The 25,897-nt window shown below is 62.5% G+C and carries 22 protein-coding genes; 7 read left to right on the top strand and 15 right to left on the bottom strand.

From position 1 onward, the window contains the following. Positions 1-39 precede the first annotated feature (39 nt). Together purH and IG122_RS11340 are read right to left on the bottom strand one after the other, a co-directional pair. Positions 40-1,626 (bottom strand): bifunctional phosphoribosylaminoimidazolecarboxamide formyltransferase/IMP cyclohydrolase, encoded by a 1,587-nt coding sequence (purH, locus tag IG122_RS11335; RefSeq protein ID WP_193183556.1) that lies wholly within the window; start codon positions 1,624-1,626, stop codon positions 40-42. 85 nt (positions 1,627-1,711) lie between these two features. Then, positions 1,712-2,632 (bottom strand): DMT family transporter, encoded by a 921-nt coding sequence (locus IG122_RS11340; protein WP_319024866.1) that lies wholly within the window; start codon positions 2,630-2,632, stop codon positions 1,712-1,714. 193 nt (positions 2,633-2,825) lie between these two features. On the opposite strand from IG122_RS11340, the gene IG122_RS11345 reads away from it, so the two are divergent. Beyond that, complete coding sequence (locus IG122_RS11345; protein ID WP_193183558.1) at positions 2,826-3,890, top strand: ankyrin repeat domain-containing protein; 1,065 nt, start codon at positions 2,826-2,828, stop codon at positions 3,888-3,890. Between the two features lie 31 nt (positions 3,891-3,921). On the opposite strand, the gene ygfZ is transcribed toward IG122_RS11345, so the two are convergent. From ygfZ to IG122_RS11385, 8 genes are all read right to left on the bottom strand, one after another. Continuing rightward, positions 3,922-4,812, bottom strand: coding sequence for a CAF17-like 4Fe-4S cluster assembly/insertion protein YgfZ (gene ygfZ / locus IG122_RS11350; protein ID WP_193183559.1), 891 nt, complete (start codon positions 4,810-4,812; stop codon positions 3,922-3,924). Positions 4,813-4,927: 115 nt separating this feature from the next. Then, positions 4,928-7,381 (bottom strand): hybrid sensor histidine kinase/response regulator, encoded by a 2,454-nt coding sequence (locus IG122_RS11355; RefSeq protein ID WP_226893507.1) that lies wholly within the window; start codon positions 7,379-7,381, stop codon positions 4,928-4,930. 187 nt (positions 7,382-7,568) lie between these two features. Continuing rightward, positions 7,569-7,889 (bottom strand): hypothetical protein, encoded by a 321-nt coding sequence (locus tag IG122_RS11360; RefSeq protein ID WP_193183561.1) that lies wholly within the window; start codon positions 7,887-7,889, stop codon positions 7,569-7,571. Between the two features lie 175 nt (positions 7,890-8,064). Continuing rightward, on the bottom strand, positions 8,065-9,798 hold the full coding sequence (locus IG122_RS11365) for an ABC transporter ATP-binding protein (protein WP_193183562.1): 1,734 nt from the start codon (positions 9,796-9,798) through the stop codon (positions 8,065-8,067). A gap of 7 nt (positions 9,799-9,805) precedes the next feature. After that, complete coding sequence (locus IG122_RS11370; protein WP_193183563.1) at positions 9,806-10,744, bottom strand: ABC transporter permease; 939 nt, start codon at positions 10,742-10,744, stop codon at positions 9,806-9,808. A gap of 3 nt (positions 10,745-10,747) precedes the next feature. Then, positions 10,748-11,722: an ABC transporter permease gene (locus tag IG122_RS11375; RefSeq protein ID WP_193183564.1), complete on the bottom strand. Its 975-nt coding sequence runs from the start codon at positions 11,720-11,722 to the stop codon at positions 10,748-10,750. An 87-nt stretch (positions 11,723-11,809) separates the two neighbouring features. Beyond that, positions 11,810-13,378: an ABC transporter substrate-binding protein gene (locus IG122_RS11380; protein ID WP_193183565.1), complete on the bottom strand. Its 1,569-nt coding sequence runs from the start codon at positions 13,376-13,378 to the stop codon at positions 11,810-11,812. A gap of 186 nt (positions 13,379-13,564) precedes the next feature. Continuing rightward, positions 13,565-16,006: a GcvT family protein gene (locus IG122_RS11385; protein WP_193183567.1), complete on the bottom strand. Its 2,442-nt coding sequence runs from the start codon at positions 16,004-16,006 to the stop codon at positions 13,565-13,567. Positions 16,007-16,287: 281 nt separating this feature from the next. On the opposite strand from IG122_RS11385, the gene IG122_RS11390 reads away from it, so the two are divergent. The 5 genes from IG122_RS11390 to IG122_RS11410 all read left to right on the top strand — a co-directional run bounded on the left by IG122_RS11390 (position 16,288) and on the right by IG122_RS11410 (position 21,404). Further along, positions 16,288-17,376 (top strand): ABC transporter ATP-binding protein, encoded by a 1,089-nt coding sequence (locus tag IG122_RS11390; protein ID WP_193183569.1) that lies wholly within the window; start codon positions 16,288-16,290, stop codon positions 17,374-17,376. 109 nt (positions 17,377-17,485) lie between these two features. Further along, complete coding sequence (locus IG122_RS11395; protein ID WP_193183571.1) at positions 17,486-18,556, top strand: polyamine ABC transporter substrate-binding protein; 1,071 nt, start codon at positions 17,486-17,488, stop codon at positions 18,554-18,556. A 102-nt stretch (positions 18,557-18,658) separates the two neighbouring features. Beyond that, positions 18,659-19,921, top strand: coding sequence for an ABC transporter permease (locus IG122_RS11400; protein WP_193183573.1), 1,263 nt, complete (start codon positions 18,659-18,661; stop codon positions 19,919-19,921). An 11-nt stretch (positions 19,922-19,932) separates the two neighbouring features. Further along, entirely contained in the window at positions 19,933-20,787 is an 855-nt protein-coding gene (locus IG122_RS11405) for an ABC transporter permease (protein WP_193183575.1), read from the top strand. Between the two features lie 77 nt (positions 20,788-20,864). Next, positions 20,865-21,404, top strand: coding sequence for a hypothetical protein (locus IG122_RS11410; protein WP_193183577.1), 540 nt, complete (start codon positions 20,865-20,867; stop codon positions 21,402-21,404). A gap of 28 nt (positions 21,405-21,432) precedes the next feature. Here the strand turns inward: IG122_RS11410 and IG122_RS11415 are convergent, their stop codons facing one another. The 5 genes from IG122_RS11415 to pdxH form a co-directional block, all read right to left on the bottom strand. After that, positions 21,433-22,266 (bottom strand): VOC family protein, encoded by an 834-nt coding sequence (locus tag IG122_RS11415; protein ID WP_193183579.1) that lies wholly within the window; start codon positions 22,264-22,266, stop codon positions 21,433-21,435. A gap of 44 nt (positions 22,267-22,310) precedes the next feature. Beyond that, positions 22,311-23,051 carry an SDR family NAD(P)-dependent oxidoreductase gene (locus IG122_RS11420; RefSeq protein ID WP_193183581.1) on the bottom strand — a complete coding sequence of 247 codons (741 nt, stop codon included), beginning with the start codon at positions 23,049-23,051 and terminating at the stop codon, positions 22,311-22,313. A gap of 79 nt (positions 23,052-23,130) precedes the next feature. Then, positions 23,131-23,484, bottom strand: coding sequence for a hypothetical protein (locus IG122_RS11425; RefSeq protein ID WP_319024869.1), 354 nt, complete (start codon positions 23,482-23,484; stop codon positions 23,131-23,133). Between the two features lie 46 nt (positions 23,485-23,530). After that, on the bottom strand, positions 23,531-24,400 hold the full coding sequence (locus IG122_RS11430; RefSeq protein WP_193183586.1) for a universal stress protein: 870 nt from the start codon (positions 24,398-24,400) through the stop codon (positions 23,531-23,533). Positions 24,401-24,513: 113 nt separating this feature from the next. Continuing rightward, positions 24,514-25,110, bottom strand: coding sequence for a pyridoxamine 5'-phosphate oxidase (gene pdxH, locus IG122_RS11435; RefSeq protein WP_193183588.1), 597 nt, complete (start codon positions 25,108-25,110; stop codon positions 24,514-24,516). Between the two features lie 266 nt (positions 25,111-25,376). On the opposite strand from pdxH, the gene IG122_RS11440 reads away from it, so the two are divergent. Next, the gene (locus IG122_RS11440) at positions 25,377-25,850 is read left to right on the top strand and encodes an RT0821/Lpp0805 family surface protein (RefSeq protein ID WP_193183590.1); all 474 of its coding nucleotides are present in this window, start codon (positions 25,377-25,379) and stop codon (positions 25,848-25,850) included. Positions 25,851-25,897 lie beyond the last annotated feature (47 nt).

The raw sequence follows: 25,897 nt of genomic DNA on the forward strand, positions 1-25,897 counted from the left end.
GATAGATCCGAAGATATCCTTCATTGAGACTGCCCGGCCTCAATGCCGGAAGTGACGCATCCCCGTCATGACCATCGCGAGGCCCTTCTCGTCGGCCGCGGCGATCACCTCGTCGTCGCGCATGGAGCCGCCCGGCTGGATCACCGCGGTGGCGCCTGCCTCGGCCGCCGAGAGCAGGCCGTCGGCGAAGGGGAAGAAGGCGTCGGAGGCGACGACGGAACCGATCGTGCCCGGCTGGCTGGCGCCGGCGGCCTCCGCCATGTCGCGGGACTTGGAGGCGGCGATGCGGGCGCTGTCGACCCGGCTCATCTGCCCGGCGCCGATGCCGACGGTGGCGCCGTCCTTCACATAGATGATCGCGTTCGATTTCACGTGCTTGCAGACCCGGAAGGCCATCAGCATGTCGGCCAGTTCCTGCTCGGTCGGCTGGCGCCTGGTGACGACCTTGAGGTCGCCAGCCGTGACGCGGCCATTGTCCTTGTCCTGCACCAGATAACCGCCGGCGACATTGCGCACGGTGCGGGCGGCGGCCGACGGGTCCGGCATGCCGTGGGTCAGCAGCAGGCGGAGGTTCTTCTTCGCGGCGAGCACACGTCGCGCGTCCTCGTCCGCCTCCGGCGCGATGATGACCTCGGTGAAGATCTTCGAGATCTCCTCCGCCGTCGCGCCGTCGAGCTTGCGGTTGGCGGCGATGATGCCGCCGAAGGCGCTGACCGTGTCGCAGGCGAAGGCGCGCTTGTAGGCGGTCACCAGATCGTCCGCCACGGCGACGCCGCAGGGGTTGGCGTGCTTGATGATGGCGATGGCCGGCTTCTCGTCGAACTCGGCGACCAGCTCGAAGGCGGCGTCGGTGTCGTTCAGATTGTTGAAGCTCAGCTCCTTGCCCTGGATCTGCTCGGCATTGCCGACGCCGGGGCGCGGATCGCCGCTGCTGTAATAGGCGGCGGACTGATGCGGGTTCTCGCCGTAGCGCATGATCTGCGGGGCTGAGCCGGAGAAGGTGATGCGGCGCGGGTATTTGTCGCCGATCTCGTTCGCCAGCCAGGTGGAGATGGCGCTGTCATAGGCCGCCGTGCGGGCATAGGCGATGGAGGCCAGCTTGCGGCGGAGTTCGTAGCTCGTCGCGCCCTTGTTGGCGTCGAGCTCGTCGATCAGCTCGGCATAGTCCTCGGGGTCGACCACGGTCGCGACATGGCCGTGGTTCTTGGAGGCCGCGCGGATCATCGCCGGGCCGCCGATATCGATATTCTCGACGCACTCGTCGTAGCCGGCGCCGGAGGCGAGCGTGCTCTCGAACGGGTAGAGGTTCACGACCAGAAGGTCGATCGGGGCGATCTGATGCTTTTCCATCGCCGCGACGTGCTCTTCATTGTCGCGCAGCGCCAGCAGGCCGCCATGGATCGCCGGGTGCAGGGTCTTCACCCGTCCGTCCATGATCTCGGGGAAACCGGTATGGTCCGCGACCTCCTTGACCGGCACGCCGGCGGCGGCCAGCGCCTTCGCGGTGCCGCCGGTCGAGAGGATCTCGACGCCGTGCGCGGCGAGCGCCTTGCCGAGCTCGACGAGCCCGGTCTTGTCGGAAACGGAGATGAGGGCGCGGGAAACGCGGACGAGATCGGCAGCCATCTTTCGGGACCCGTTCTGAAAGTGGAGTTACGGAATTCGGGCTGCTTATGCGCGGGAAGCGGCTCCGGGTCAACCGGGCCGCGCTTTATGCCGCAGCTTTTGCCGCCTGCTTCTTCAGCCGGGATTCGCGCACCGCGATATAGGTCGTGGAGACGAAGATCATCGCCCCGCCGATCCAGGTGTAAATGTCCGGCAGCTCCTCAAAGATCACGAAGCCGATGAAGGCGGCCCAGATCAGCTTGCTGAAATCGACCGGCAGCACGACCGAGGCGTCGGCCAGCTTCAGCGACTGGTTCATCGCCGTCTGCGCGACGGTGCCGAGCAGCGCGATCAGGCAGAGCCAGCCCGCCTCCTCCGGTGTCGGCCAGCGCCAGAAGAAGGCGGCGGCGGCGAGCGTGAAGGGCGAGAGGAAGATCGAGGCATAGACCGTGATGGTGACGCTCGATTCGGTCCGGGTCAGGAACTTGATGATGATCAGCGCGAAGGACCAGACCACGGTCGCGGCGAGGATCAGAAGCGGCCCGAGACCGACATCCACCATCCCCGGCCGGATGATCACCAGCGTTCCGGCGAAGCCGATCAGGATGGCGACCCAGCGCCGGAGCCGCACCACCTCGCCGAGAAACAGCATCGCCAGCAGCGTGGCAAAGAGCGGCGCGGTGAAGCCGAGCGCCGTCGCCTCCGCCAGCGGCGTGACCGAGAGGCCGTAGAAGAACATCAGCATCGCCGCCGAATTCACCGCGCCGCGCAGGAACAGGAGCTTCAGATTGTTGGTGTGGAGCGGCCGGAAGCGCTGGCGGATCAGCAGCGGGGCCAGAACGAACAGGCCTAGGAAGCTGCGGAAGAAGGCGATCTCGAAGGGGTGCAGTCCCTCGTTCTTGCCGAGGTCGCGGATGATGGCGTGCATGCAGACGAACATAGCCGCGGCAAGGGCCATGAGCAGCACGCCGCGGACCGGGGCCGGCAGACGGGCGGAATAGAGCTTCAGCGAATGGATATAGGACACAATGGCAGGGTATGGGCCGCCATCCTTTCGCACAAGCGAAGAGCCGGCATATCAATGGTGCCGGAAGGCCGGGAATTGGGAGAGGGCAGCAGCTCCACCGGCAGTAATGTGCGTTACCGATGGCTTGGCCTCGAAGAGCCACACGAGCATATTGTTCGCACGATTCAATTTTAGCGCAATGGCGGTCACCCGAATGCTTCATTGGTCCATCGGAAATTTCATTGCGATTTTCCTGGGTGCTTGGCTATTTGCCGGCACCGTGTTCGCGCAAGGAAATCTCGAAGTCTTCAACGATGGCAGTAACGAATGGCCCGGCGCGCTGACCGGCGAATATCGCGAACTGCAAAAAGTCCAGAAACAGCTCGATACCTTGAACGAAGAGTTCGAAGCGCGCGCGAGAGGGAATTCTCTGCCGATCACACAGAGCTTCCTGGATGAAATTCCGCTTGTCGATGTCGGCCTGGGACCGAACGGAGAGACGGCGCTGATGTTCGCAACAGAAAGAGCCGATGCTGCGGCGGTACGGCTCCTGCTTGAAAACGGGGCCGATCCGAATTTTGGATCAACCAAGTGGCCATCCTCGGTCCCGATTGGCCGAATTTTTGCTTCGGCTCCGGGTTATTTCACACCCCGCGGCTTTGGTTATTCTGACCACCAGAAGCATTGCGCTGAATGGAGAAATTCAGCGTACGAAATTTTGGACCTTCTGCTCGAACATGGAGCAAATATAAACGGTCACAAAGATAAAATTACCGGCAAAATTATTCACCCAACCATAAATTCTTTAATATTTTCACTCTACGATTGCGTAGACAGAACAATGCTTGATTATTTGATTGGCAGGGGGCTTCAAACAAACCTACCGACTCCGACAAAAAAGACAAATCTACAGGACGCGATCGATGTGTATGATTTTGGATTCGGTAAGTCGCCAAATACAGAAATGATCAACTTTCTATTGGATCATGGCGCTGATCCGACTTTTATCTATGAAAATGGCCAGAATGCAATTCACCGGATAATACCGGCTATCAACCATGAATGCCGCCCTTTTGGTTCGCCGAAGCGCCACAGCCCGATGATCGATGTGATGAAGAGATTTATCGACGCCGGTGTCGATAAAACCGCAAGAGACAAAAGCGGCCGAACGCCTTTGGATATTCTCAATTCAACGCGCGATCGGGCCTGCACGACCTCTCAAATTTGCTATCCAGGGTGTCTAGAGGAGGCCAAAAAGCTGCTCATGTCCCAAGACTGAGTTTAGGTTGCACCGAAAACCAGGCTTTATTTTAGAACGTCGCCCAGTCCGGCTTCACCGGCATCACCGTGCTGCCGCCCGCGCTGAGCACGGCATGCTCCAGATCCTCCAGCACGTTCAGCCGGAGCATGGCGAGCGCCATGTCACCGGAGCCGGAGCGGATCTCGCCGACCTCGCGGTCGTCGCGCAGGATCGGGGTGCCCGGAGCCGGCATCTCGCCGTCGAGGATCTTCACCGGCATCAGGCGGCGCTTCACCAGGCCGCGATACTTGGTCCGCGCGGTCAGTTCCTGGCCCATGTAGCAGCCCTTCTGCCAGTCGACGCCGTTCAGCTCGTCGAACCCGGCTTCCAGCAGTACGGTCTTCTCGACCTGCATGTCGCGGGTCCCGTCCGGCACGCCGAGGCGGATGCGAGCGCGGTCGTAAGCCTCCTGCGTGCCTTCGGAAAGTCCGGCCCCGGCAAGGAGCGCGTCGCGCCTGTCCTTTTCCACGATCACCCGCGCGCCAAGACCGGCATGGCGCGGGTCGACGAAGACCGTGCCGCCCTCTAACTCCCTCGCCGCGCCCGCCTCGCCAGCAAGCCCGAGCGTGGCCGCCGCGCCGTCGCCTGTCACCGCGAGCACGGCATAAAGCTCGGATGCGTCCGCGATCTCGACCTTCGAGCGCAGCTTGTAGAGCCGGAGGCGCTTCTGGAAGTCGGCCAGCCGCGCGGCCTCGCAGTCGAGCAGCAGCGCGCCCGCGACCTCGGCAATGAAGAAATCGAAGAGATACTTGCCCTGCGCCGTCAGGAAGGCGGCATGGATCGCCCGCTCCGGCGTCACCTTCTCGACGTCGTTGGAGACGAGGCCCTGCAGGAACTTGCGCGCGTCCGCTCCGGAGATGGAGAGCACGGCGCGGGATTTCAGGTCGATGAAGTCAGGCATCTTTCATCCAAGGCGGGATGGCGAGTATTAGCTCCCATCATGGGGGCAGGGATTACCACACTAACTTGCCACGCGCCGAGCCAACTTCAACGGTCTTCTGGTACATCGTCTCCGATCAGCCAGAAACCGCCACCGGCCTCGTATGCCGTGCGAGCGTTTCATAGAGCTTGACCGGGTCGATCGGTTTCGCGATGTGATCGACCATGCCGGCCTCGCGCGTACGGACCCGGTCCTCACCGAAGGCATTTGCGGTCATGGCGATGATCGGAACCGATCGGTAGGCCGGATTGCCGAGTATCTTGCGTGCGGCCGTGATGCCGTCCATCTCCGGCAATTGAAGATCCATCAGAATGGCAGAGAATCCGGACGCCGGCCGCGACAGGACATTCTCAACCGCCTCGCGCCCGTTCGCCGCGACCGTCACACGGATCCCGATCCGCTCCAGCATCTCCCGGGCGACCTTCTGGTTCACCGCATTGTCCTCGACGACGAGCACGGACATACCGCTCAAGTCGGCGGAGAGCTGCTGTTCGCGATCCAAATCGGGACCGATGGCGGAAGACCGCAGCCCGAATTGCTTGAGCAACAGGTCGCGCATCTGTGCCGGCGGAACGGCCTTTGCCATCAGGCCGTCCACGCCCTCCGGCAAGCTGTCCTCGTCGGCCTGGAAGCCACTTGCGGCGACCAGAATCCTGCGGCCGGTCCGGGAGCCCGCGGCGTCACCCCTTTCACCGAGAGCGTGCCGCAGCCGGGCGGCATTTTCCGGGCTGGCCAACGCCCGATCGAGGACAACCAGATCGAACGGCGATGTCGCCGTTCCGATCGCTCTTGCGGCCTCGTCGCAGTCCGCCGCGGCGTCAACCAAGGCACCGGCGCGCGCCAGAGCCGCCGAGACCAGGTTCCGTCCTATCTCGGCCCTATCCACAATCAGGGCCCGCAGCCACCCGGCACCCTCATCCTGACGCGCGGCCAGGGAGGTTTCCAATTCCTCCGCGACGGCGAGCTTCAAAGTGAAATGAAAGGTGCTGCCCCGGTCGATCTCGCTCTCGACGCCGATCTCCCCTCCCATCAGTTCCACGAGCGCGCGCGAAATCGCCAGCCCGAGACCGGTTCCGCCATATTGCCGGGTCGTGGAAGAATCCGCCTGACTGAAGGCCTTGAACAGCTTCGCCACCTGATCCGGCGTCATTCCGATGCCTGAGTCGATAACGTCGAACCGCACGGTCGCACCTCCGGTTTCCCGTCCGACAAGGGAAACTCTCAGCGTGATCGCTCCGCGGCGGGTGAACTTGACGGCATTGCTGGTGAGATTGAGCAGAACCTGTGCGAGACGGAGCGGATCGCCGACGAAGCTCTCCGGCACGCCGTCGCCGACCGACAGATACAGATCAACGTCGGGCGAGCGTATCTGGTTGCCCGCCAGCGTCAGCACATTGTTGAGGATATCGTCGCGGCTGAAGCAAACCTGCTCCAGTTCGAGCATCCCCGCATCGATCCGGGAAAAATCGAGAATGTCGTCGATAATCCTCAGCAGCAGCTGGCTGGAACCTTCGACCTGTGTGAGCTGTTCGCGATGCTTGTCGCTGAGATCTCCCCGCAGCACCAGTTGGGTGAACCCGATGATCGCGTTCAGCGGTGTCCGGATCTCGTGGCTCATATTCGCGAGGAAGGTCGCCTTGGCGCGCGCGGCAGCTTCGGCATCCTCTTTTGCTCTCTGGATCTCTTCCTGATCGTTCATCCAGTCGGTGACGTCGACCAGAACGGAAACCCAGCCTCCGGATGCCGTCTGCCGCGTTCTGCGCTCGATGTGTTTTCCGCGCTTCGGCCAATATTGGTACGAATAATCGAGATCCGGCGTCTTGTAGTATCTCTGGTACTGCTCCCAGACTTCGTCGAAAGTCATACCGGGAGTCGATTTTTTCGTCTCGAGCTCGTACCGCAACAGGCCGGCCATCCCGCCCATTTTCTGCATGAGCTCGTTTGAGTATCCCTGAATCTCGACGAAAGCGTCGTTCCAGGCGCGGAAATTGAAGTCCTTGTCGTAGATCACGATGGGATGCGGGATGGCCTGGAGTGCAGCTTCCAGATCTTCATGCAACCGACGGGAACGGTCCCGTTCCGCGGCGAGGTCGCCGGCACCGTTACGGAATGCAAACAGCATTGCCGCCGTCGGCGCCGCGACGGAGCGAATGATTTCCCGGTCGGTGCCGGAGAACGCATCCGCGTTTTCGGACATGGCCACGACCGCGCCAAGGATATCTCCTGCGACGACAAGCGGCGCCGCAATGGCCGACAGACGGTCAGGATCTTCGGCCGGGAACCAGGACTGCGCTACCGTATCGCGGCCGCGAAAGCAGGCGTCCGCAAGCTCACCGACAACCGCAAGATCCGCGACCTCCGCTGGACGCTTCGGTTCAACGACCTCCGCCCGACCACCCTCACCCCTGACCACGAGAAGGACACGATCACATCCGAGGATCTCGGCCAACCGGGAGGCAATGAGGTCTCGAAGCTCCAAGAGGCTGGTCGATGCCACCAGATCGTTCGAGAGATCCGCAAGGCGGCTCAATTTCCATCCGGAACCGCCGGACGATGGCCTGGACTTCGGTTTTGTCATTCGAAAAACTCTCGAAGCCAGGCCTTAGACCATAGGAAACCCTAGAGATCGCGAGCGCTCTCAAATGAGTCGTAAGTTGATATGAGAGCAGGAAGTCGGATCTAAAGCAAGGCCCGACTCACTGCGTAATCAGGTAGGATTACTGATGTTTTCTCTTGCAGAAAACGGCCCCGCGCTCCGACAGATTGATCACCCGGTGCTCGAACGGACCTGACCGGGTTATGATCGATTCCGGCTGAAGATCGTACTCTTCCACGTCAGTACTGCCGTCTTCGCGGCGAACCTCGCGCCGGAACTTGAACGGCGTCATCGCTCTGATGGAATAGGTCTCGCCGGCGCCATATTTGTGCCAGTCCGTCGCGTCCCCGGCTTCCGGAAGCACGATGATGTTTCCCGGACGGTCAGGAGACCCGACCTCGACACCGTCGCCTTTGGCGGTCTCGTGAAATTTAACAGCCATCTCATTTCCCCAACGTTATTGAGCTGATTCTACTAGAGCCTGACGGAGAAAGAGGTCAAACAAATTTACCGTGTATGCGGAGGTGGATTTCCCTCAAACCGGTCAACCGCCTATTGAATGATGCCACGGACGAGCGGTCGTCGCCGGGCAAGCCGACCGCAATCCGTCATCGCGCTCAGTCCGCCACCTCCAGACCGGCGATGGCCTCGTGCGAGAGCACCTCGAGTTTCGGCATCAGGTCCAGCAGATGACGTGTATAGGGATGCTGCGGCGACTGAAACAGCGTCTCGGTCTCCGCCACCTCGACCAGCTTGCCGTGCCGCATCACGCCGACACGGTCGCACATCTGCCGGATCACCGGCAGGTCGTGGCTGATGAAGAGCATGGTGAGTCCGAGCTCCGCCTGCAGGTCCTTCAGCAGGTTCAGGATCTGCGCCTGGATCGAGACGTCGAGCGCCGAGGTTGGCTCGTCGCAGATCAGGAAGCGCGGCCGGGTGGCGAGCGCACGGGCGATGGAAATGCGCTGGCGCTGGCCGCCGGAAAACTCGTGCGGATATTTCCGCGCGGCCTCGGCCCCTAGCCCGACATGTTCCAGCAGATCCAGGACGATCCGCCGCGTCTCCGCCCCGCTCGCGGCGAGGCCGTGGAAACGGATCGGTTCGGCGACGATGTCCATCACCTTCATGCGCGGGTTCAGCGAGGAATAGGGATCCTGGAAGATCATCTGCAATTGCCGGCGATAGCGGTCCATCTCCGCCTCGCTCTTCACCGCGGTCAGGTCAGCGCCGGCGAAATGAATGTGCCCGCCCTTCGGCTTGTAGAGCCCGGCGATGGCCCGCGCGATGGTCGACTTGCCGCTGCCGCTCTCACCAACCAGACCAAAGACCTCGCCCTGCCGGATGTCGAAGGAGACATGATCCACCGCGTCGACATAGAGCCGGTGTTTCTTGAAGAAGCTGAAGCGGGTCAGGAAGCGGACCTGCAGGTCCTCGATCCTAAGCATGGTGCCGTCCGGAGCCTTCTCGCCCCTTCCAGCGCCGAGCCAGTGGGTGGCAATGTCGATGCTGTCCCGCCGGTCGCCGGCGCTCTCGATATATTCCACCACCGGGAAGCGCGCGAGCCTCACGTCGGGGCGTGGCACGGCGCTGATCAGGCTCTTGGTGTAGGGATGGTCAGGGTTGCCGAGGATCTTTTCCGTCGGCCCTTCCTCCACGAGGCGCGAGCGGTACATCACCGCGACCCGGTCGGTCACATCCGCGATCACCCCCATGTCGTGGGTGATCAGGATCATGCCGACGGAGCGCTCACGGCAGAGCTCGCGCATCAGCTCGAGGATCTGCGCCTGGATCGAGACATCCAGTGCCGTGGTCGGCTCGTCGGCGATCACCACCTCCGGGTTCGCGCAGAGCGCGAGCGCGATCACAACGCGCTGGCGCATCCCGCCGGAGAACTGGTGCGGATACTGTTTGATCCTGACCTCGGGATCGGGGATGCCGACCCGGTCGAGCAGCCCGACCGCATTGGCCCGCGCGGCGTCGTCGTCCAGCTTCAGATGCAACTGGATGGTCTCCATCAGCTGCTGCTCGATGGTCTGCAGCGGATCGAGCGAGGTCAGCGGATCCTGGAAGATCATGCCGATCCGTTTGCCACGGACGCCCCGGAGATCGTCCTCGTCGAGATCGTCGATGCGCTGGCCCTTGAGATAGATCTCGCCGCCGGCGAGCTGCCCGGGCGGCTCGAGCAGGCCGATGACGGCATTGCCGATGGTCGACTTGCCGGCGCCGGACTCCCCGACCACCCCGAGGATCTCGCCCGGACTGACCGAGAGGCTGACGTCGCGCACCGCTGTGAAGATCCCGCGCCGCGTCGGGAACTCCACCGTCATGTTCTTGATTTCGAGCAGGCTCATCGGACCGTCACCGCAGTTTCGGGTTCAGCGTGTCGCGCAGCCAGTCGCCGAGCAGGTTCACCGCGAGAACCAGAACGACCAGCGCGATGGCCGGGAAGAAGGTGATCCACCAGAGGCCGGAGAAGAGATACTCGTTACCGACCCGGATCAGTGTGCCGAGCGACGGCGTCGTCGGCGGCACGCCCTGGCCGAGGAAGCTGAGCGTGGCCTCGGCGATGATCGCAAGCGCGAGACCGATCGTCGCCAGCACCAAGACCGGGCGCATCACGTTCGGCACGATATGGCGGGCCATGATCAGGAAGGGACGGAGGCCGATCACGCGCGCGGCCTGGATATATTCCTTCCTGGCCTCTACCAGCGTCGCGCCGCGGGCGACGCGGGCGAATTGCGGCCAGTCGCTCAGCCCGATCGCGAGGATGACGACATAGATCGCCAGCTCGTCCCGCAGCTCCGGCGGCAGCACGGAGCGCAGGATGCCGTTGATCAGGATCGCGGTCAGAATTCCGGGGATGGTGAGCTGGATATCCGCGAGGCGCATGATGATCGTCTCGAACCAGCCGCCGACATAGCCGCTGATCACGCCAAGCATCACGCCGAGGAACATGCCGAGAAAGACCGAGGCGAAACCGACCAGCAGCGAGATCCGCCCGCCATAGAGAATGGTCGAGAGCATATCCCGGCCCTGGTTGTCGGTGCCGAGCAGATAGGCGGGATCACCGCCCTCCTCCCAGGCCGGCGGCTTCTTGCCGTCCCAGAGCGAGATCTGCGCCGGATCGAACGGATCGTATGGCGCGACCAGAGGGGCCCCGAAGGAAGTCAGCACCATGATCGCGGTCACCAGCGCAGCCGCCATGGCGAGGGGCGAATGGAAGAAAGAATAGACGACGTCGTTGTCATTCAGACGCGCCCAGAGCGAGGGTCTCTTGTCGTCCTGCGAAACGGCCATGGCTCAGTGCCCCCCCTCCGCGCGCAAGCGCGGATCGATGACGAAATAGAGGATGTCGACGACGAGATTGATGGTGACGAAGATCAGCGCCACGAAACAGAGATAGGCGGCCATGATCGGGACATCGACGAAATCCACCGCCTGGATGAACATCAGCCCGGTGCCGGGCCACTGGAAGACCGTCTCGGTGATCAGCGAGAAGGCGATCAGACCGCCGATATTGAGGCCGATGATGGTGATCACCGGGACCAGCGTATTCTTCAGAGCGTGGCTGTAGTTCACCTTGCGGTCAGGAAGGCCGCGGGCGCGGGCGAACTTGATGAAATCGGTACGCATGATCTCAAGCATCTCGGCGCGGACCAGACGCAGGATCATGGTGACCTGGAAGAGGCTGAGCGTGAGGGCCGGAAGGACGATGCTGCGCCAGCCGTCGAAAGTCAGAAAACTCGTCCGCCAGCCTCCGAGATCGACCGTCCCGCTCCGTCCCGAGGACGGCAATACGCCAAGATGGACCGCGAAGATGTAGATCAGGCCAATGCCGATGATGAAGGTCGGCAGGCTGACCCCGACGAGCGAGACCGTGAGAACCGACTTGCTGATCCAGCTCGACCGGTTGATCCCGGTATAGACCCCGAGCGGAATCCCGAGACCGAGGGCGATCAGGGCGGAGACAAAGACCAGTTCCAAAGTGGCGGGAAGCCGCTCGATGATCATCTCCGAGACCGAGCGCTTGGTCCGGTAGGAAATCCCGAACTCGCCCTGCACCGCGTTCTGGAGGAAACGGGCATACTGGACGAAGAACGGGTCCTCCAGTCCCAGCACCTCCCTGATCCGCTGGCGGTCCTCAAGCGTGGCCTCCTGGCCGACCATGTTATCGACCGGGTCGCCAACATAATTGAACAGCGAAAACGAAATGAATGACACCGCAGCCATAACCACAAGGGCCTGAAGCATGCGGCGCGCGATATAAGTGATCATGCGCGTAGGGCTCGCCTGATATCGGGAATCATGTCTGAAAGCGTGAAGGCGGCGGATACTCCGCCGCCTCCCGCACCCAGCACGCTGTTAGTTCAGTTTCGCCCAGCGGAACTGCGGAGAATCGTTCGGCAGGATCGGCAGATCGAGCTTGGTCGACATGCCCCAGCCGATCACCTGGTGATGGATCGGCAGATAGACGATCTCGTCCTTCACGATGCTCCAGGCCTCGGCGATCATCTGGTCCCGTTTCGCGAGGTCGGTTTCGACGGCGAACGTGTCGGTCAGTTCGTCCACCCTGGCATTGGCGAAGCCGGTGCCGTTCCAGCCGCCCTTGCTGTGGAACAGGTAGCTGAAGACATAGTGGGAATCGAGCGTCGGAACGCCCCAGCCCAGCATGTAGAAGTCGCTGACCCGGTTCTTGATCTTCGGGAAATGCTGGCTCTTCGGGATCGCGTCCAGCTTCACCGTCACACCGATCTTCGCCAGCATGGCCACCGCCGCCTGGCAGATCTTCTCATCGTTGTTGTAACGGTTGTTCGGACAGTCGAGCTGAACCGTGAAGCCGTCCGGATAGCCGGCATCGGCGAGCAACTTCTTCGCCGCCGCCGGATCGAACGGGCGCCGCTTGTCGAGTTCCTTGGTATAGCCGTGCACTCCGGGCGACGTGATGATACCGGCCGGAATCGACAGGCCTTCCATGACCACGCGCTTGATCGCCTCGACGTCGAGGGCCTGATAGAAGGCCTGGCGGACCCGCTTGTCCTTGAACGGGTTCTTGCCTTTCACGTCGGAGCTGCGCAGCTCGTCGACGCCCTGATCCATGCCGAAGAAGATCGTCCGGATCTGGTTCACGGTGAGGGTCTTCAGGTTATCCTGCGCATCAATGCGCTTCAGGTCCTGAAGCGGTGCGTCGAGTACGAAATCGACTTCACCAGAGAGCAGAGCGGCGACACGCGTCGCCGCATTCTTGATCGGGCGATACTCGATCTTGTCGATATTGTGCTCCGCCGTCGCATTGCCCCACCAGTTCGGGTTCTTGACCAGCACGGTGAGTTCATCCGGAAGACGCTGTTCCACCATGAAGGGACCGGTACCGTTGGCATTCCGCACGGCATAGGTCTCTTCGCCGGCGGCAAAATCCTGCGGCTCCATGACGTTGTTCTTCTCGGACCACCCCTTGTCCATGATGTAGAGGTTGGTCAGCTCGTTCGGCAGGATCGGGTTCGGCCCGTCGGTGATGAACTGGACCGTGTGGTCGTCAACGATCTTCACTTCCTTGATCGACTTCACCTGTTCCTTGAAGTCGGAGGATTTCGCCAGGGCCCGGGTGATGCTGAATGCCACGTCCTCGGCGGTTAAATCCGCCCCGTCGTGGAACTTCACCCCCTGACGCAGCTTGAACTCCCACCCCGTGGTGCCCATCGGCTTCCAGGATTCCGCAAGACCGGCCTCCAGCACCATATCCCGGTCGCGCTTGACCAAAGGCTCGTAGATCTGGCCGTTCATACTGTTGGTGGGGCCTTCGTTCTGGCCCATCGGATCCAGCGTGAGGGCATCGCCCTGACTGGTCCACCGGAGCACGTTCTCGGCCTGCGCGATGCCGACGAACATCGTCGTCGACAAGATCGCGGCCAAGGCGGTCGCATGAATTCTCATAAGGATATTCTCCCGTCCTAGCTGTGATGCATCCCTGTCGCGCCCGGCAATTAATCGTTGAGCTATATCGGCACTTTTTTGTGCCAACCGGGTCACTGCTGAAAATCTAGGCAGGAGAGTCGAGAATGAAAAGGCCGAAATACGGCATCGGGCCCGACCCGGGCCCGATGCCAGAGTTGTGATGCCTCAGGCCTTGAGGGCGAGGTTCTCCGGATCGTAGGGGCTTTCCGCGACGATGCGGGCCGGGCGGAGCTGGTCGAGCACGCGGACCTGGCACTCGGCGCCGATCACCGCCTTGTCGGTACGGATATAGCCGAGCATCAGCGACTTGCCGACATAGTGACCGTAGCCGCCTGCCGTTCCGCGGCCGACCACCTCGCCGTCCATGAAGACCGGTTCGTTGCCGAAGGGATCGGCGTCGTCGGCATCGATCTCGATGGTGCAGTAGGTGTTGGGAACACCCTCTTCCTGCTGCCGCACCAGCGCCTCCCGGCCGGTGAACTCGCCCTTGTTCAGGCGCACGAAGCGCTTCAGGCCGGCTTCGAGCAGGGTGTTCTCCGCGTTCAGGTCCGTGCCCCAGAGGCGGTAGGTCTTCTCAAGGCGCATCGAATCCATCGCACGCATGCCGACGAGGCCGATATCGTATTCCTTGCCGGCCTCCATCAGAGCGTCGAACAGATGCAACTGATACTCGATCGGATGATGCAGTTCCCATCCGAGCGAGCCGACGAAGTTCACCCGGAGCGCCCGGACCTTCGGGCAGTAGCCGACGGGGATTTCCTGCATGGTGAGCCAAGGGAAGGCCTCGTTCGAGATATCCGCGTCCGCCAGCTTTTGCAGCACCTTGCGGGCGTCCGGACCGGCCAGCACGAAGACGCCGTACTGGGTCGTGATGTCCTTGAGATAGACCGACCCGTCGCGCGGCAACTGCTTCTGCAGGAAGTCGAGATCGTAATCGTGGCCGGCACCGGGGCCGATGACGAAGAAGCGCTCACCCCAGAGGCCGTCCGCCATCCGGGTGATGGTGAATTCCGAACGTACGGAACCGGACGGGTTCAGCGCGTGGCAGAGATTGATGCGGCCAATGCCCTTCGGAATGGCGTTCGCGACCATGCGGTCCAGCCAGGCCCGCGCGCCCGGTCCCTCGACCTCGTATTTGGCGAAGGAGGACAGCTCCAGCAATCCGACCCGTTCGCGCATGGTACGGACCTCGTTGCCGACATGTTCGAACCAGTTGGAGCGGCGGAACGAATAGACGTCCTCACGCTCCACACCTTTCGGCGCAAACCAGTTCGGACGCTCCCAGCCGAAACGCGCGCCCCAGACCGCACCCGCCGCGTCGAGCCGGGGATAGGCCGGCACGGTCTTGGCCGGACGGCCGGCCTCGCGCTCTTCCATCGGGTAGTGGTTGACGAAGACGTGCTCGTAGGCTTCCTCGTTCTTGATCTTGGCGTAGTTCTTGGAAACCACACCGAAGCGCCGCGGGTCGACGCCGATCATGTCGACCGACGGTTCGCCATCGATGATCCAGTTGGCGAGCTGCCAGCCGGCACCACCTGCCGCGGTCACGCCGAAGCTGTGCCCTTCCGAGATCCAGAAATTCTCCAGACCGAAGGCCGGACCCACCATCGGGTTTCCGTCCGGCGTGTAGGAGATCGGGCCGTTCACGATGTCCTTGATGCCGGCATTCTCGAACGAGGGCACGCGGGCCATGCAGGCCTCGACATGCGGCATCAGGCGCTCGAGATCGCCCGGGAAGAGATCCTTCTCGAAGGTCGAGGGCACGCCGTCGACGAAGCAGGCCGGGGCGAAGCGCTCATAGGGACCGAGGATCCAGCCGTGACGTTCCTCGCGGAAATAGTACTGGGAGTCGGATTCGCGCAGCACCGGCAGCTCGTGATTGCCTGCTTCGCGGTATTCCTTCAGCGTCGGATCGACGTCGGTGACGATGTACTGGTGCTCGACCGGGATCGCCGGGATCTCAAGCCCGACCATCTTCGCCGTGGTGCGGGCATAATTGCCGGTCGCGCAGATCACGTGCTCGCAGCGGATGTCGCCCTTGTCGGTCTTTACGATCCACTCGCTGTTCTCGCGCTCGATCCCGTTGACCTGGGTCTGTTGATAGATCTCGGCACCATACATCCGCGCGCCCTTTGCGAGCGCCATGGTGAGGTCAACCGGCGCTATATGGCCGTCGGTCGGATGCCAGAGCGCGCCGACCAGGCCGTCCATGGAGGCGAGCGGCCAGAGCTTCTTGATCTCGTCGACGCCGACCAGATGCGCCTCGACTCCGATCGTCTCGGCGGTGCACTGATAGTTCCGGTATTCGTCCATCCGGTCCCTGTTGGTCGCGAGGCGAAGATTACCGGTCTGGTGAAAACTGACCGCCTGGCCGGTTTCCTCTTCGAGCGTCTTGTAAAGCTCGACCGAGTACTGGTGCAGCTGCCCGACGCTGTAGCTCATGTTGAAGAGCGGAAGCAGGCCGGCCGCGTGCCAGGTCGAGCCCGCCGTCAGTTCCGTCCGCTCCAGGAGGACGACGTCGCTCCAGCCCTTTTTGGCGAGATGATAGAGGGCGCTGACCCCGACCACACCGCCGCCGATCACCACTGCCCGTGCCTGCGTCTTCATTTGCCCATTCCCCAGTACCGGTTTTCCGGCCGATTTCGCTTCAGGGGGAGAGCTTGCACCTTTTCGTCCGTCACAATTCACGAAAAGCGACCCGGTTGTGTCGGATTCGGAATGTTGCGGAATGCTGGTTTTCTGCGGAATAGACGCGATGAAGTACCGGCGCTTTGACATTATGGAATGAGCGTGTTTAGGCTAAATGCCAGATCGTGAAAAACACGACGCATTGCTGGTGAGCGAGAGGAACGCGCCGCCGCAGGGGCAGAACAGGGGCAATAAATCACATGGCAGACGGCAATCAGCCGTTCGTTCAGTTCAAGAACGTTCAGAAGACTTATGACGGCGAAATCCTCGTCGTCAAAAATCTAAATCTCGATATCGAGAACGGCGAGTTCCTGACCATGCTGGGGCCGTCCGGATCGGGCAAAACGACGTGCCTGATGATGCTGGCCGGCTTCGAGACACCGACCCAGGGGCAGATCATGCTCGGCGGGACGGAACTCAACAATGTGCCGCCGCACAAGCGCGGCATCGGCATGGTGTTCCAGAACTACGCGCTGTTCCCGCATATGAGCGTCGCGGAAAACCTCGCCTTCCCGCTCGAAGTCCGCAGCATGTCGAAAGCGGACACGGAGGCGAAGGTCCGGCGGGCGCTCGACATGGTCGAGCTCGGCGCCTTCGGCGACCGGCGGCCGGGCCAGCTTTCCGGCGGCCAGCAGCAGCGAGTGGCTCTCGCCCGTGCGCTGGTGTTCGAACCGGACCTGGTCCTGATGGACGAACCGCTCGGCGCGCTCGACAAAAATCTGCGCGAGCAGATGCAGTACGAGATCAAGCACATTCACGACAATCTCGGCATGGCCGTGGTCTATGTGACGCACGACCAGTCAGAGGCGCTGACCATGTCGGACCGGATCGCGGTCTTCAACGACGGCAAAATCCAGCAGCTGGCGAAACCGGCAGACCTCTACGAGCGGCCCGAAAACGCCTTCGTCGCGCAGTTCATCGGCGAGAACAACCGGCTCAAGGGCAAGGTGAAATCGGCGAACGGAACCGGCTGCACGGTCGAGGTCGATGGTTTCGACGTCAATGCGCTGAAGGTCAATGTCGGCGCGGTCGGCGAACAATCGACACTGTCGATCCGCCCGGAGCGGGTGCAGCTCTCTCCGGAGCCCGGCTCCCTGCCGAACATCTTCGACGCGAGGGTGCTGGAGCTGATCTATCTCGGCGACCACATCCGCTGCCGGATGTCGTGCTGCGGAGATGACGAATTCATCGTCAAAGTCCCGAACACGCATGCACACGCCTCGATCTCCGAGGGAGACAGTGTCAGCGTCGGATGGGACATCGACGATTGCCGTGCCCTGGACGCCTGACGCGTCCAGCTTACGGAAAAGGGAAGCCGGCCTCCCCACCCGGCTTCTCGCAAGCGGCCACGCCGCGAACAATTCCAGGGGTAATTCCAAACTAGGGAGTTCTTCGCAAATGAGAGCAGTTAAACCCTCCAGTCTTCTGATCGCGGGTCTTGCCGCCATCGGGCTGACCACTGCGGCCCACGCGGCCGACACCATCACCGTCGTCTCCTGGGGCGGCGCCTACACGAACAGCCAGGTGAAGGCCTATCACGAGCCGTGGATGGCCCAGACCGGCAACAAGATCAACTCCGAGGACTATAACGGCGGCCTCGCGGAAATCCGCGCGCAGGTGGAAGCCGGCAACGTGACCTGGGATCTGGTCGACGTCGAGCTGGCGGACGCCGTCCGCGGCTGCGACGAAGGCATCCTCGAGCCGCTGCCGCTCGACGAGCTGCCCGCCGGTGCCGACGGCACCCCGGCGAAGGACGACTTCATCTCCGGTACCCTGCACGAGTGCGCGGTCGGCGAAATCGTCTGGTCCACCGTCTATGCCTACGACAAGAGCAAGGTCTCCGGCTCGCCGATGACCATTGCCGACTTCTTCGACACGAAGAAGTTCCCGGGCAAGCGCGGCCTGCGCAAGACCGCCAAGGTCAACCTCGAATGGGCCCTGATGGCCGACGGCGTTCCGGCCGGCGAAGTCTATGCCATGCTCGCCACCCCGGAAGGTGTGGACCGCGCCTTCAAGAAGCTCGACACCATCAAGAACGACGTTGTCTGGTGGGAAGCCGGTGCGCAGCCGCCGCAGCTCCTGGCCGACGGCGAAGTCGTCATGACCAGCGCCTATAACGGCCGCCTGTTCAACGCGATCGCGAAGGAAGGCAAGCCGTTCGAGATCGTCTGGGACGCCCAGGTCTGGGATATCGACCTCTGGGTCATGCCGAAAGGCACCAAGAACAAGGCAGTCGCCTGGGAGTTCGTGAAGTACTCCACGGATACCCAGCGCCTCGCCGACCAGGCGAAGTACATCTCCTACGGCCCGGTCCGTAAGTCCTCCTTCGCCAAGGTCCAGAAGGACATGCAGCCGCACATGCCGACGGCTCCGGCCAACTTCAAGAATCCGCTGCAGAACGACTTCGGGTTCTGGGCCGACTACGGCGACGAGCTGAACGAGCGCTTCAACGCCTGGCTCGCGGGCTAAGCATTTTCGAAGGTTCGGGGGCGGATCCGTCCGCCCCCGGCCGATCTTCAAGCGCGGACCGGTTCGCCCGGGCTTGAAAATCGGCGTAAAGGGATCGGACCAATGGCAGCTGTTACGGAAAACGACGGTGTGATGCGCGCGGCGGACGGAACTCCGCTGAAGCAGGCGCTTGCCCGGGCCACGCGGATGAACAAGATCCGCGCCTTCCTGCTGACCACGCCGCTGCTGGCCTTCATCCTGGTCACCTTCATCTTGCCGATCGGCCTGATGCTGTTCCGCAGCGTCAGCGCGCCGGAAGTCGTCGAGGCCTTTCCGAAAACCATCGCGATCCTGAAGGAATGGGACGGCGAGGATCTTCCGGGCGAGGAAACCTACGCGATGCTCGCGACCGAAATGTCCGACCGCGACAACAGATTCAATCTCGGCAAGGCCGGTACCCGGCTGAACTATATCGAGAGCGGCTTCCGCTCCCTGATGAACCTGACGGTGCGCCGGATCAAGCGTGCCGAGGAGCCGCCCTACAAGGACGCGTTCATCAAGATCGACGAGCGCTGGGGCCAGGTCGATACCTGGAAGACGATCCAGCTTGCCGGCGATCCGTACACGATCCGGGCCTATCTGAACGCGCTCGACCTGACCCAGGCACCGAGCGGCGAAATCGTGGCCCAGCCCGAGATCAAGCAGATCTACGTGACGCTGTTCCTCAGAACGATCTGGGTCTCGTTGGGTGTGACAGCGGCCTGCATCCTGCTCGCCTACCCGATTTCGTATCTTCTCGCGACGCTTCCAGCGGGAACCGCGAATCTGTTGATGATCTTCGTGCTGCTGCCGTTCTGGACCTCGCTGCTCGTCCGCACGACCTCCTGGATCGTGCTGCTGCAGACCAACGGGGTTATCAACGACATATTGGTCTGGATAGGGATCGTCGGCGACGAGGACCGGATTCAGATGATCTACAACATGACCGGCACCTTCATCGCCATGACGCATATCCTGCTGCCGTTCATGGTGCTGCCGCTCTATTCGGTGATGAAGACGATTCCGAAGGACCATATGCGTGCGGCCCGTTCGCTCGGCGCCAATCCGGCGATCGCCTTCGCACGGATCTACATGCCGCAGACGGTGCCAGGTGTCGGCGCGGGATCGATCCTCGTCTTCATCCTTGCCATCGGTTACTACATCACGCCGGCCCTCGTCGGCGGCCAGGACGGTCAGCTGATCTCGAACATCATCGAATATCACATGAAGAAGTCGCTGAACTGGAGCCTCGCGGCGGCGCTCGGCGGCATCCTGCTGGCTGGGGTGCTCGCACTCTACTGGCTCTATAACCGCATCGTCGGCATCAACAACATGAAGCTCGGCTAAGGAGACGCACCATGTCAGCTATTCCCTCCTATGCCGGTCCGCTCGAACGCTTCTGGTACTATGCCTTCCGCTTCCTTTGCGGCGTGATCTTCCTCTTTCTGATCTCTCCGATCATCGTGATGATCCCGCTCTCGTTCAACGCGGAGCCCTATTTCACTTTCACGCCGGAAATGCTGGCCCTCAAGTCCGAGGCGTTTTCCCTGCGCTGGTACCAGGACATCCTGGACAACGACCAGTGGCTGCACTCGATGAAGAACAGCTTCATCGTCGGCATCGCAGCCACATTCCTCGCGACCTCGCTCGGCACGATCGCCGCGCTCGGACTGTCGCGCTCCGAGATGCCTTACCGGACACTGATCATGGGCGTCCTGCTCTCGCCCATGATCGTGCCGCTGATCATCACCGCTGCCGGCCTGTTCTTCTTCTATTCCTCGATCAATCTGGCGCAGACCTATACCGGCCTGATCCTGGCCCACACGGCGCTCGGCACGCCCTTCGTCGTGATCACGGTGACGGCGACGCTGTCCGGTTTCGACCGCAACCTGATCCGCGCCGCCTCCAGCCTCGGTTCCTCGCCGCAGCGGACCTTCTTCAAGGTCATCCTGCCGCTGATCTCGCCGGGCGTGATCTCCGGCGGCCTGTTCGCCTTCGTCACCTCCTTCGACGAGGTCGTGGTCGCCCTGTTCCTCGCCGGCTTCGAGCAGCGCACGGTACCGCGGCAGATGTGGGCGGGTATCCGCGAACAGATCAGCCCGACGATCCTTGCGGTGGCGACGATCCTGGTGCTGATTTCCGTGATGCTTCTGGCGGCCATGGAGATCCTGCGGCGGCGTTCGGAGCGGCTCCGCGGCCTCAGCCCGAGCTAAATTGTCGCGCACCCCTTTACTTCTGCGGCGAATGACCTCATTTTAAGAACTGTTCGCAAAAAGCGACGAGGCAGGACATGTATCGCGACAATTCCCTCATCCCGAAGGAAGCCATCCGGATGGCAGCGCTCGGCGCGCTCTCCGGCGGCCCGCGCGCCTACGCGGATATCGCAAGCGAGGTCCGGCAATTCGCCGCCCGGATCGTCGGACCGTCCCTCGATCTGCTCGGCAGCTCCATCGAGCTTCTGAAGTTCGAAGGCCTGATCTCGCCCGTCGCGGGCGAAGGTTTCGAGGACAACGCCCAGCTGCGTCTCACCGACGACGGCTGGGAGGCGCTGAAGGATTACCTGACCGCCGCCGTCCGTCCAGGCGCGAACGACCTCAACAAGCTCGTCGTCGCGCTGAAGCTGCGCTTCCTGCACCTGCTCGAGAAGGAAGAGCAGCTGCACCAGATCGACGCCTTGCGCGGTCTCCATGAGGGCGAACAGGCGCGCCTGAACGACCTGCTCTCGCACGAGGAATGGCAGCAGGGCCACCTCCGTGCCTGGATCGAGATGGAAATCGCTCAGGTCGAGGACCGGATCGCCTGGTGCGACCGCCTCGCCGCATCCCTCTGACTGTCTGAGCCGAAACCGCTTGGCGGGCCTATCGGGCTCGCCAGAGGAGAAAGACGCCGTGCGCTTCGCTGGAAGGGACCGTTGGAGCGGCCGTGCTCCCCGCCAGTTCCAGTCCGGCCATGACGGTGCTTCCATCTTCCGGCCCGGCGAAGGACGGGTCCAGCGCCGCGACCGCATCCGGAGAGAGCACCCGGAGTTCCTGCTCCTCTCCTGCGGCGACGGCGAAGCCGCCATCGCGGAGCGACACCCGGCCGCCGAACAGCCGCGCGAGGAACGCCGCGTCGCGCTCCGGCATCTCCGAGCGGAAATAGACGGCCGAGATCGACTCCGCCCCGTTCCGGTGCGTCTGGAAGTCCGGCTTCCAGAAATAGTCCTGCGCCCGGTTCTCGCAGACGAAGAAGGCCACCCGCGGCATGTCCGGGCTGGTGGCGAATCCGAGCGAGAAGGATACCGTGACCTCGCTGCCGTCCGGAAGCTTCGCCTTGCGCTCGAAATCGAACGGCGCGTAGGTGGGGATGCCCTCCTCGCCGAAGCTCGCGATGTCCGCGCGCGTATCGTCGGTTTGGAAAACGAGCATCGTCATGCCTTCGCCAAACCCGGCCATCGCCTTGTTGTGCGCCCCGAAACCGAAAAACGGCGGCGTCGCCGCGAAATCGTGCGGCAACAGCCTGTCCGGCCGGTCGACTTCCAGCAGTTCGATAAAATTCCGGCCGTGAAACTGCGCCAGCCTGTTCCGAGTCCCCATCCGGTCCTCGTGATAGGCCGTCGGGGTAAGGGTAAATCCAAGTCTCTCGAAGGTCGCGGCGGCCCTGTCGAGGTCGTCGACGCGATGCACGACGTGATCTATGGAGCGTCCGTTCATCGAGCTCTCCCTCTCGTTTGAAATCTCAGGCCACGGAAAGCGGCTCAGAACATGTGCTGGCCGCCGGTGACGAAGATTTCCGTGCCCGTCACATAGGCCGAATCGTCGGAGCAGAGATAATGGATCGTCGAGGCGACGTCCCGCGGCGTTCCCAGACGGTTGAGCGGAATCCGGGGGATCAGCATCTCGTATTCGGGCGACAGCATCGCCGTTTCGATTTCCCCCGGCGCGACGGCATTCACCCGGACGCCGAGTTCGGCGAACTCGTTCGCCATTTCCCGCGTCAACGAGGACAGCGCCGCCTTCGAGGTGCTGTAGGCGGACCCGGCAAAGGGATGGATGAAATGCCCGGCGATCGAGGTGATGTTGACGATCGCCCCGTTTCCCCGGTGCAGCGCGGCCGCGAAACCGCGTGCGAGGCGGAGTGGCGCGAAGAAATTAAGTTCGAACACCCGCCGCCATTCGTCGAGATCGCCGTTCAGGCAGCCGAGCCGTTCCTTGAACGGCGTCTTCGGCGACCAGCCGGCATTGTTCACGAGCGCGTGGAGCGGACGGTCCCCGAGCAGCTCGTTCGCCTCGTCGATGAAATGATCGAGGCTGTCCGAGTCGGTCAGGTCGGCCGTGATGTGGTGGCTCCAGTTCGGATCGCGGCGGCATTCGGCCGGCGGCGCGTCCCTGGAGCAGGTGATGATTTCCCATCCGCGTTCACTGAAGAACCCGACGGTGGCGTGGCCGATGCCCCGGCTGGCGCCGGTCAGCAGCATGGTCTTTTTCGATGTGCTCATGGCGCCGGAGTGTAAGCAATTGCGGCGGCCCGAAAAAGGGCCGCCGCACCGCTTTCGTCACGATATCATCGAGACGTCATTATTTCACCGAGGCGATCCGGAACGTCCGCTGGACGCCGTCATGTTCTGTGATGGAAACATATTCGCCCTCGACGAAATGATGACGGTCGAACTTGAAGATCGGCTCGTCGTCGTCATCGCCTTCTTCGTAGCTGAAGACCCATTTCCGTCCCCGGGTGTGGATCAGCAGCCCTTCCTCGTCCGGCTCGCCCTGCCAGAACCGGTGTACGGTGCAGTCACCCTTGACCTTCTGCCACGCATCAAGATCCAGACTGCCGTCGCCGGCGAGCGGGGCCTTGAACTCGTAGCCGTGATTGATGCTTCCCTCCGGAAAATCCGGATTACGCGCAAGTTCGAGGCGAATGGTACGCACGCTCAAGGGACTTGCTCCTTCCATCGAACAAATGATGTGAATGTCTCTAGTGGGCCATCAGAACCGGAATCCGCGTCTCCGTCAAAATATCGTCGGTCACACCGCCGAAAATCGACTCGCGGAAGCGGCTGTGGCTGTAGGCGCCGAGCACCAGGAGCTGCGCCCCGACTTCGCGCGCTTCGGCCTGCAAGCGGCCCGAAATGCTCCCGCTGGAGGCATCGAAGGTCTTCGCCTCCGCCTTGACTCCATGCCAGCGCAAGGAATCGACGAAAACTTCGAGCTTCTCCTTCGTCAGGTCACTGTCGACGCCGGACATGACCAGAACCTTGTCGGCGGTCTCGAGCAGCGGCATCGCGTGGGCGACCGCAGCGGCGGCCTCTTTCGACGCATTCCAGCCGACGGCGATGGTCTTGACGACCGGAACCTCGACATCGTGAGGCACCACCATCGTCGCCTTGCCGCTTTGCAGAAGCGCCGCCTCGGCAACCGCCATGGCGTCACTGCTCTCGCGGTCGGTCGGAGAAATCACACAGACCACGTCGACCATGCGTGCACGTTCCGCGACCTGCAGCGAAGGCTCGCCGACCAAAGTTTCGAAGGAGACGGTCACACCGTCCGCAGCCGCTGGCTTTTCAACCGAGACCAGCTTGTTCGCCTCGCGCCATTTGTCGAAAGCGGCGAGAGATGAAGCACGTGCCTCGTTCGCGAAATTCTCTGCCTGCTGGACCAGGGACTCGATCATCGAGGCGCTCATCCCCATCCCGACCTGCGGCACCAGGACGTCACGCGGATCGCGATGAATATGAGCGACAAAGATATGCGCACCGTGCGGCGCGGCTACGGCGAGCGCCGCGTTCAGAATGGCCGCGTCGGCCTCGTTGCCGAGCACCGGGGCTAGAACCGTCTTCAGGGACATGAGAGCACCTCAGGGATAAATGCCTTGGATGAATTAACCCTAGGCCCCGCATGGCAACCGCCTCATTGACCTAGATCAAGAAATCTGCGGCGCCTGAAATTTCCCTCGGACGATCAGGGGAAAAGGCGCTCGACGCCCCAGGGGGCATCCTCCATCGCCCGGCTGAACCGGAACCGGTCGTGCAGGCGGAACTCCCCGTCCTGCCAGAACTCGATCGCCAGCGGGGTCAGCCGCCAGCCCGACCAATAGGGCGGACGCGGAACGTTTTCGCCCGGATGGGCTTTGTCCGCCTTCTCGACCGCCGCCATGAGCGCCGGGCGGTCGGCGAGCGGACGGGACTGCTGCGATGCCCAGGCCCCGACGCGGCTGCCGCGCGGCCGTGAATTGAAATATGCGTCAGCCTCTTCGTCGCTGACCCGGACAACGGGTCCGGTCACCCGCACCTGCCGCCGCACCGACTTCCAATGGAAACAGAGCGCCGCGAACGGGTTCACTGTCAGCTCCCGGCCTTTCTGGCTCTCGAAATTGGAATAGAAGACGAACCCATGCTCGTCGAAATCCTTCAGCAGAAGAATCCGCGCGGAGGGACGGCCGTCCGCATCCGCGGTCGCGACGGTCATCGCGTTCGGGTCGTTGACCTCTGTCTCGGACGCCTCCCGGTACCACCGGTCGAAGAGCTGGAAGGGATTGTCGGTATCGGGCTCGAACATGGCCGTTCCTCTTTGCGGAAGTGGCGAAACACACTTGGCGGGCCGGGTGGCCTTTTTTATGCCTCAAAGATCGCCACATTGAAGCCTACAAGGCGTATCACTAGCGAGCACCTGCGCACCGTGTCCAGCGTTGTATCGTCGCATGGACCGTGAGTTGGGTATGCCGCGAGAATGGAGCTCCCACATTCGCACGACAATCGTGCGACGGATTTTCCGGAGCCTATCGTTATAGACCCGGGCCGATGCAATCTTGAGGTAACCGTATCATGAAGAAAACAGCCGCATTCGTCGTCGTCGCAGCGCTCGCCCTTGGTGCCTGCGAAGGCAACCAGATGGGTCAGAAACAGGTGGGTGGCGGCATTCTCGGCGCGGTCGGCGGTGCGCTCGCCGGCTCGACCGTCGGCAGCGGCAAAGGCACCGTTGCTGCGGTCGCCGTCGGCACCCTGCTCGGCGCGATCATCGGCAGCGAGATCGGCAAATCGCTCGACAACGCCGACAAGGCGGCCATGGCGCAGACCACACAGCGCACGCTCGAGAGCGCCCCGGTCGGTGTCACAACCAGCTGGAACAATCCCGACAGCGGAAATTCCGGCACGGTCACTCCGACCAAGACCTACCAGGCGTCCAGCGGCCAGTACTGCCGCGAATACACGCAGACCGTTCAGGTCGGCGGCCAGACCCAGGAAGCTTACGGCACGGCCTGCCGGCAGCCGGACGGCACCTGGAAAATCCAGAACTAGGCATAGCGCCCAGGCTCTGCGAAGATCGGACCGGTCGGTTATTTTTT

This window comes from Nisaea sediminum (assembly GCF_014904705.1).
GTDB classification, from domain to species: domain Bacteria; phylum Pseudomonadota; class Alphaproteobacteria; order Thalassobaculales; family Thalassobaculaceae; genus Nisaea; species Nisaea sediminum.

Coding starts and splice junctions, on each gene's coding strand:
- IG122_RS11410 (WP_193183577.1), top strand. CDS start 20,865: ATGTATCGCGACAATTCCCTCATCCCGAAGGAAGCCATCCGGATGGCA.
- IG122_RS11420 (WP_193183581.1), bottom strand. CDS start 23,051: ATGAGCACATCGAAAAAGACCATGCTGCTGACCGGCGCCAGCCGGGGC.
- IG122_RS11385 (WP_193183567.1), bottom strand. CDS start 16,006: ATGAAGACGCAGGCACGGGCAGTGGTGATCGGCGGCGGTGTGGTCGGG.
- IG122_RS11365 (WP_193183562.1), bottom strand. CDS start 9,798: ATGAGCCTGCTCGAAATCAAGAACATGACGGTGGAGTTCCCGACGCGG.
- IG122_RS11390 (WP_193183569.1), top strand. CDS start 16,288: ATGGCAGACGGCAATCAGCCGTTCGTTCAGTTCAAGAACGTTCAGAAG.
- purH (WP_193183556.1), bottom strand. CDS start 1,626: ATGGCTGCCGATCTCGTCCGCGTTTCCCGCGCCCTCATCTCCGTTTCC.
- pdxH (WP_193183588.1), bottom strand. CDS start 25,110: ATGTTCGAGCCCGATACCGACAATCCCTTCCAGCTCTTCGACCGGTGG.
- IG122_RS11415 (WP_193183579.1), bottom strand. CDS start 22,266: ATGAACGGACGCTCCATAGATCACGTCGTGCATCGCGTCGACGACCTC.
- IG122_RS11380 (WP_193183565.1), bottom strand. CDS start 13,378: ATGAGAATTCATGCGACCGCCTTGGCCGCGATCTTGTCGACGACGATG.
- IG122_RS11370 (WP_193183563.1), bottom strand. CDS start 10,744: ATGGCCGTTTCGCAGGACGACAAGAGACCCTCGCTCTGGGCGCGTCTG.
- ygfZ (WP_193183559.1), bottom strand. CDS start 4,812: ATGCCTGACTTCATCGACCTGAAATCCCGCGCCGTGCTCTCCATCTCC.
- IG122_RS11440 (WP_193183590.1), top strand. CDS start 25,377: ATGAAGAAAACAGCCGCATTCGTCGTCGTCGCAGCGCTCGCCCTTGGT.
- IG122_RS11405 (WP_193183575.1), top strand. CDS start 19,933: ATGTCAGCTATTCCCTCCTATGCCGGTCCGCTCGAACGCTTCTGGTAC.
- IG122_RS11375 (WP_193183564.1), bottom strand. CDS start 11,722: ATGATCACTTATATCGCGCGCCGCATGCTTCAGGCCCTTGTGGTTATG.
- IG122_RS11400 (WP_193183573.1), top strand. CDS start 18,659: ATGGCAGCTGTTACGGAAAACGACGGTGTGATGCGCGCGGCGGACGGA.
- IG122_RS11345 (WP_193183558.1), top strand. CDS start 2,826: ATGCTTCATTGGTCCATCGGAAATTTCATTGCGATTTTCCTGGGTGCT.
- IG122_RS11430 (WP_193183586.1), bottom strand. CDS start 24,400: ATGTCCCTGAAGACGGTTCTAGCCCCGGTGCTCGGCAACGAGGCCGAC.
- IG122_RS11360 (WP_193183561.1), bottom strand. CDS start 7,889: ATGGCTGTTAAATTTCACGAGACCGCCAAAGGCGACGGTGTCGAGGTC.
- IG122_RS11395 (WP_193183571.1), top strand. CDS start 17,486: ATGAGAGCAGTTAAACCCTCCAGTCTTCTGATCGCGGGTCTTGCCGCC.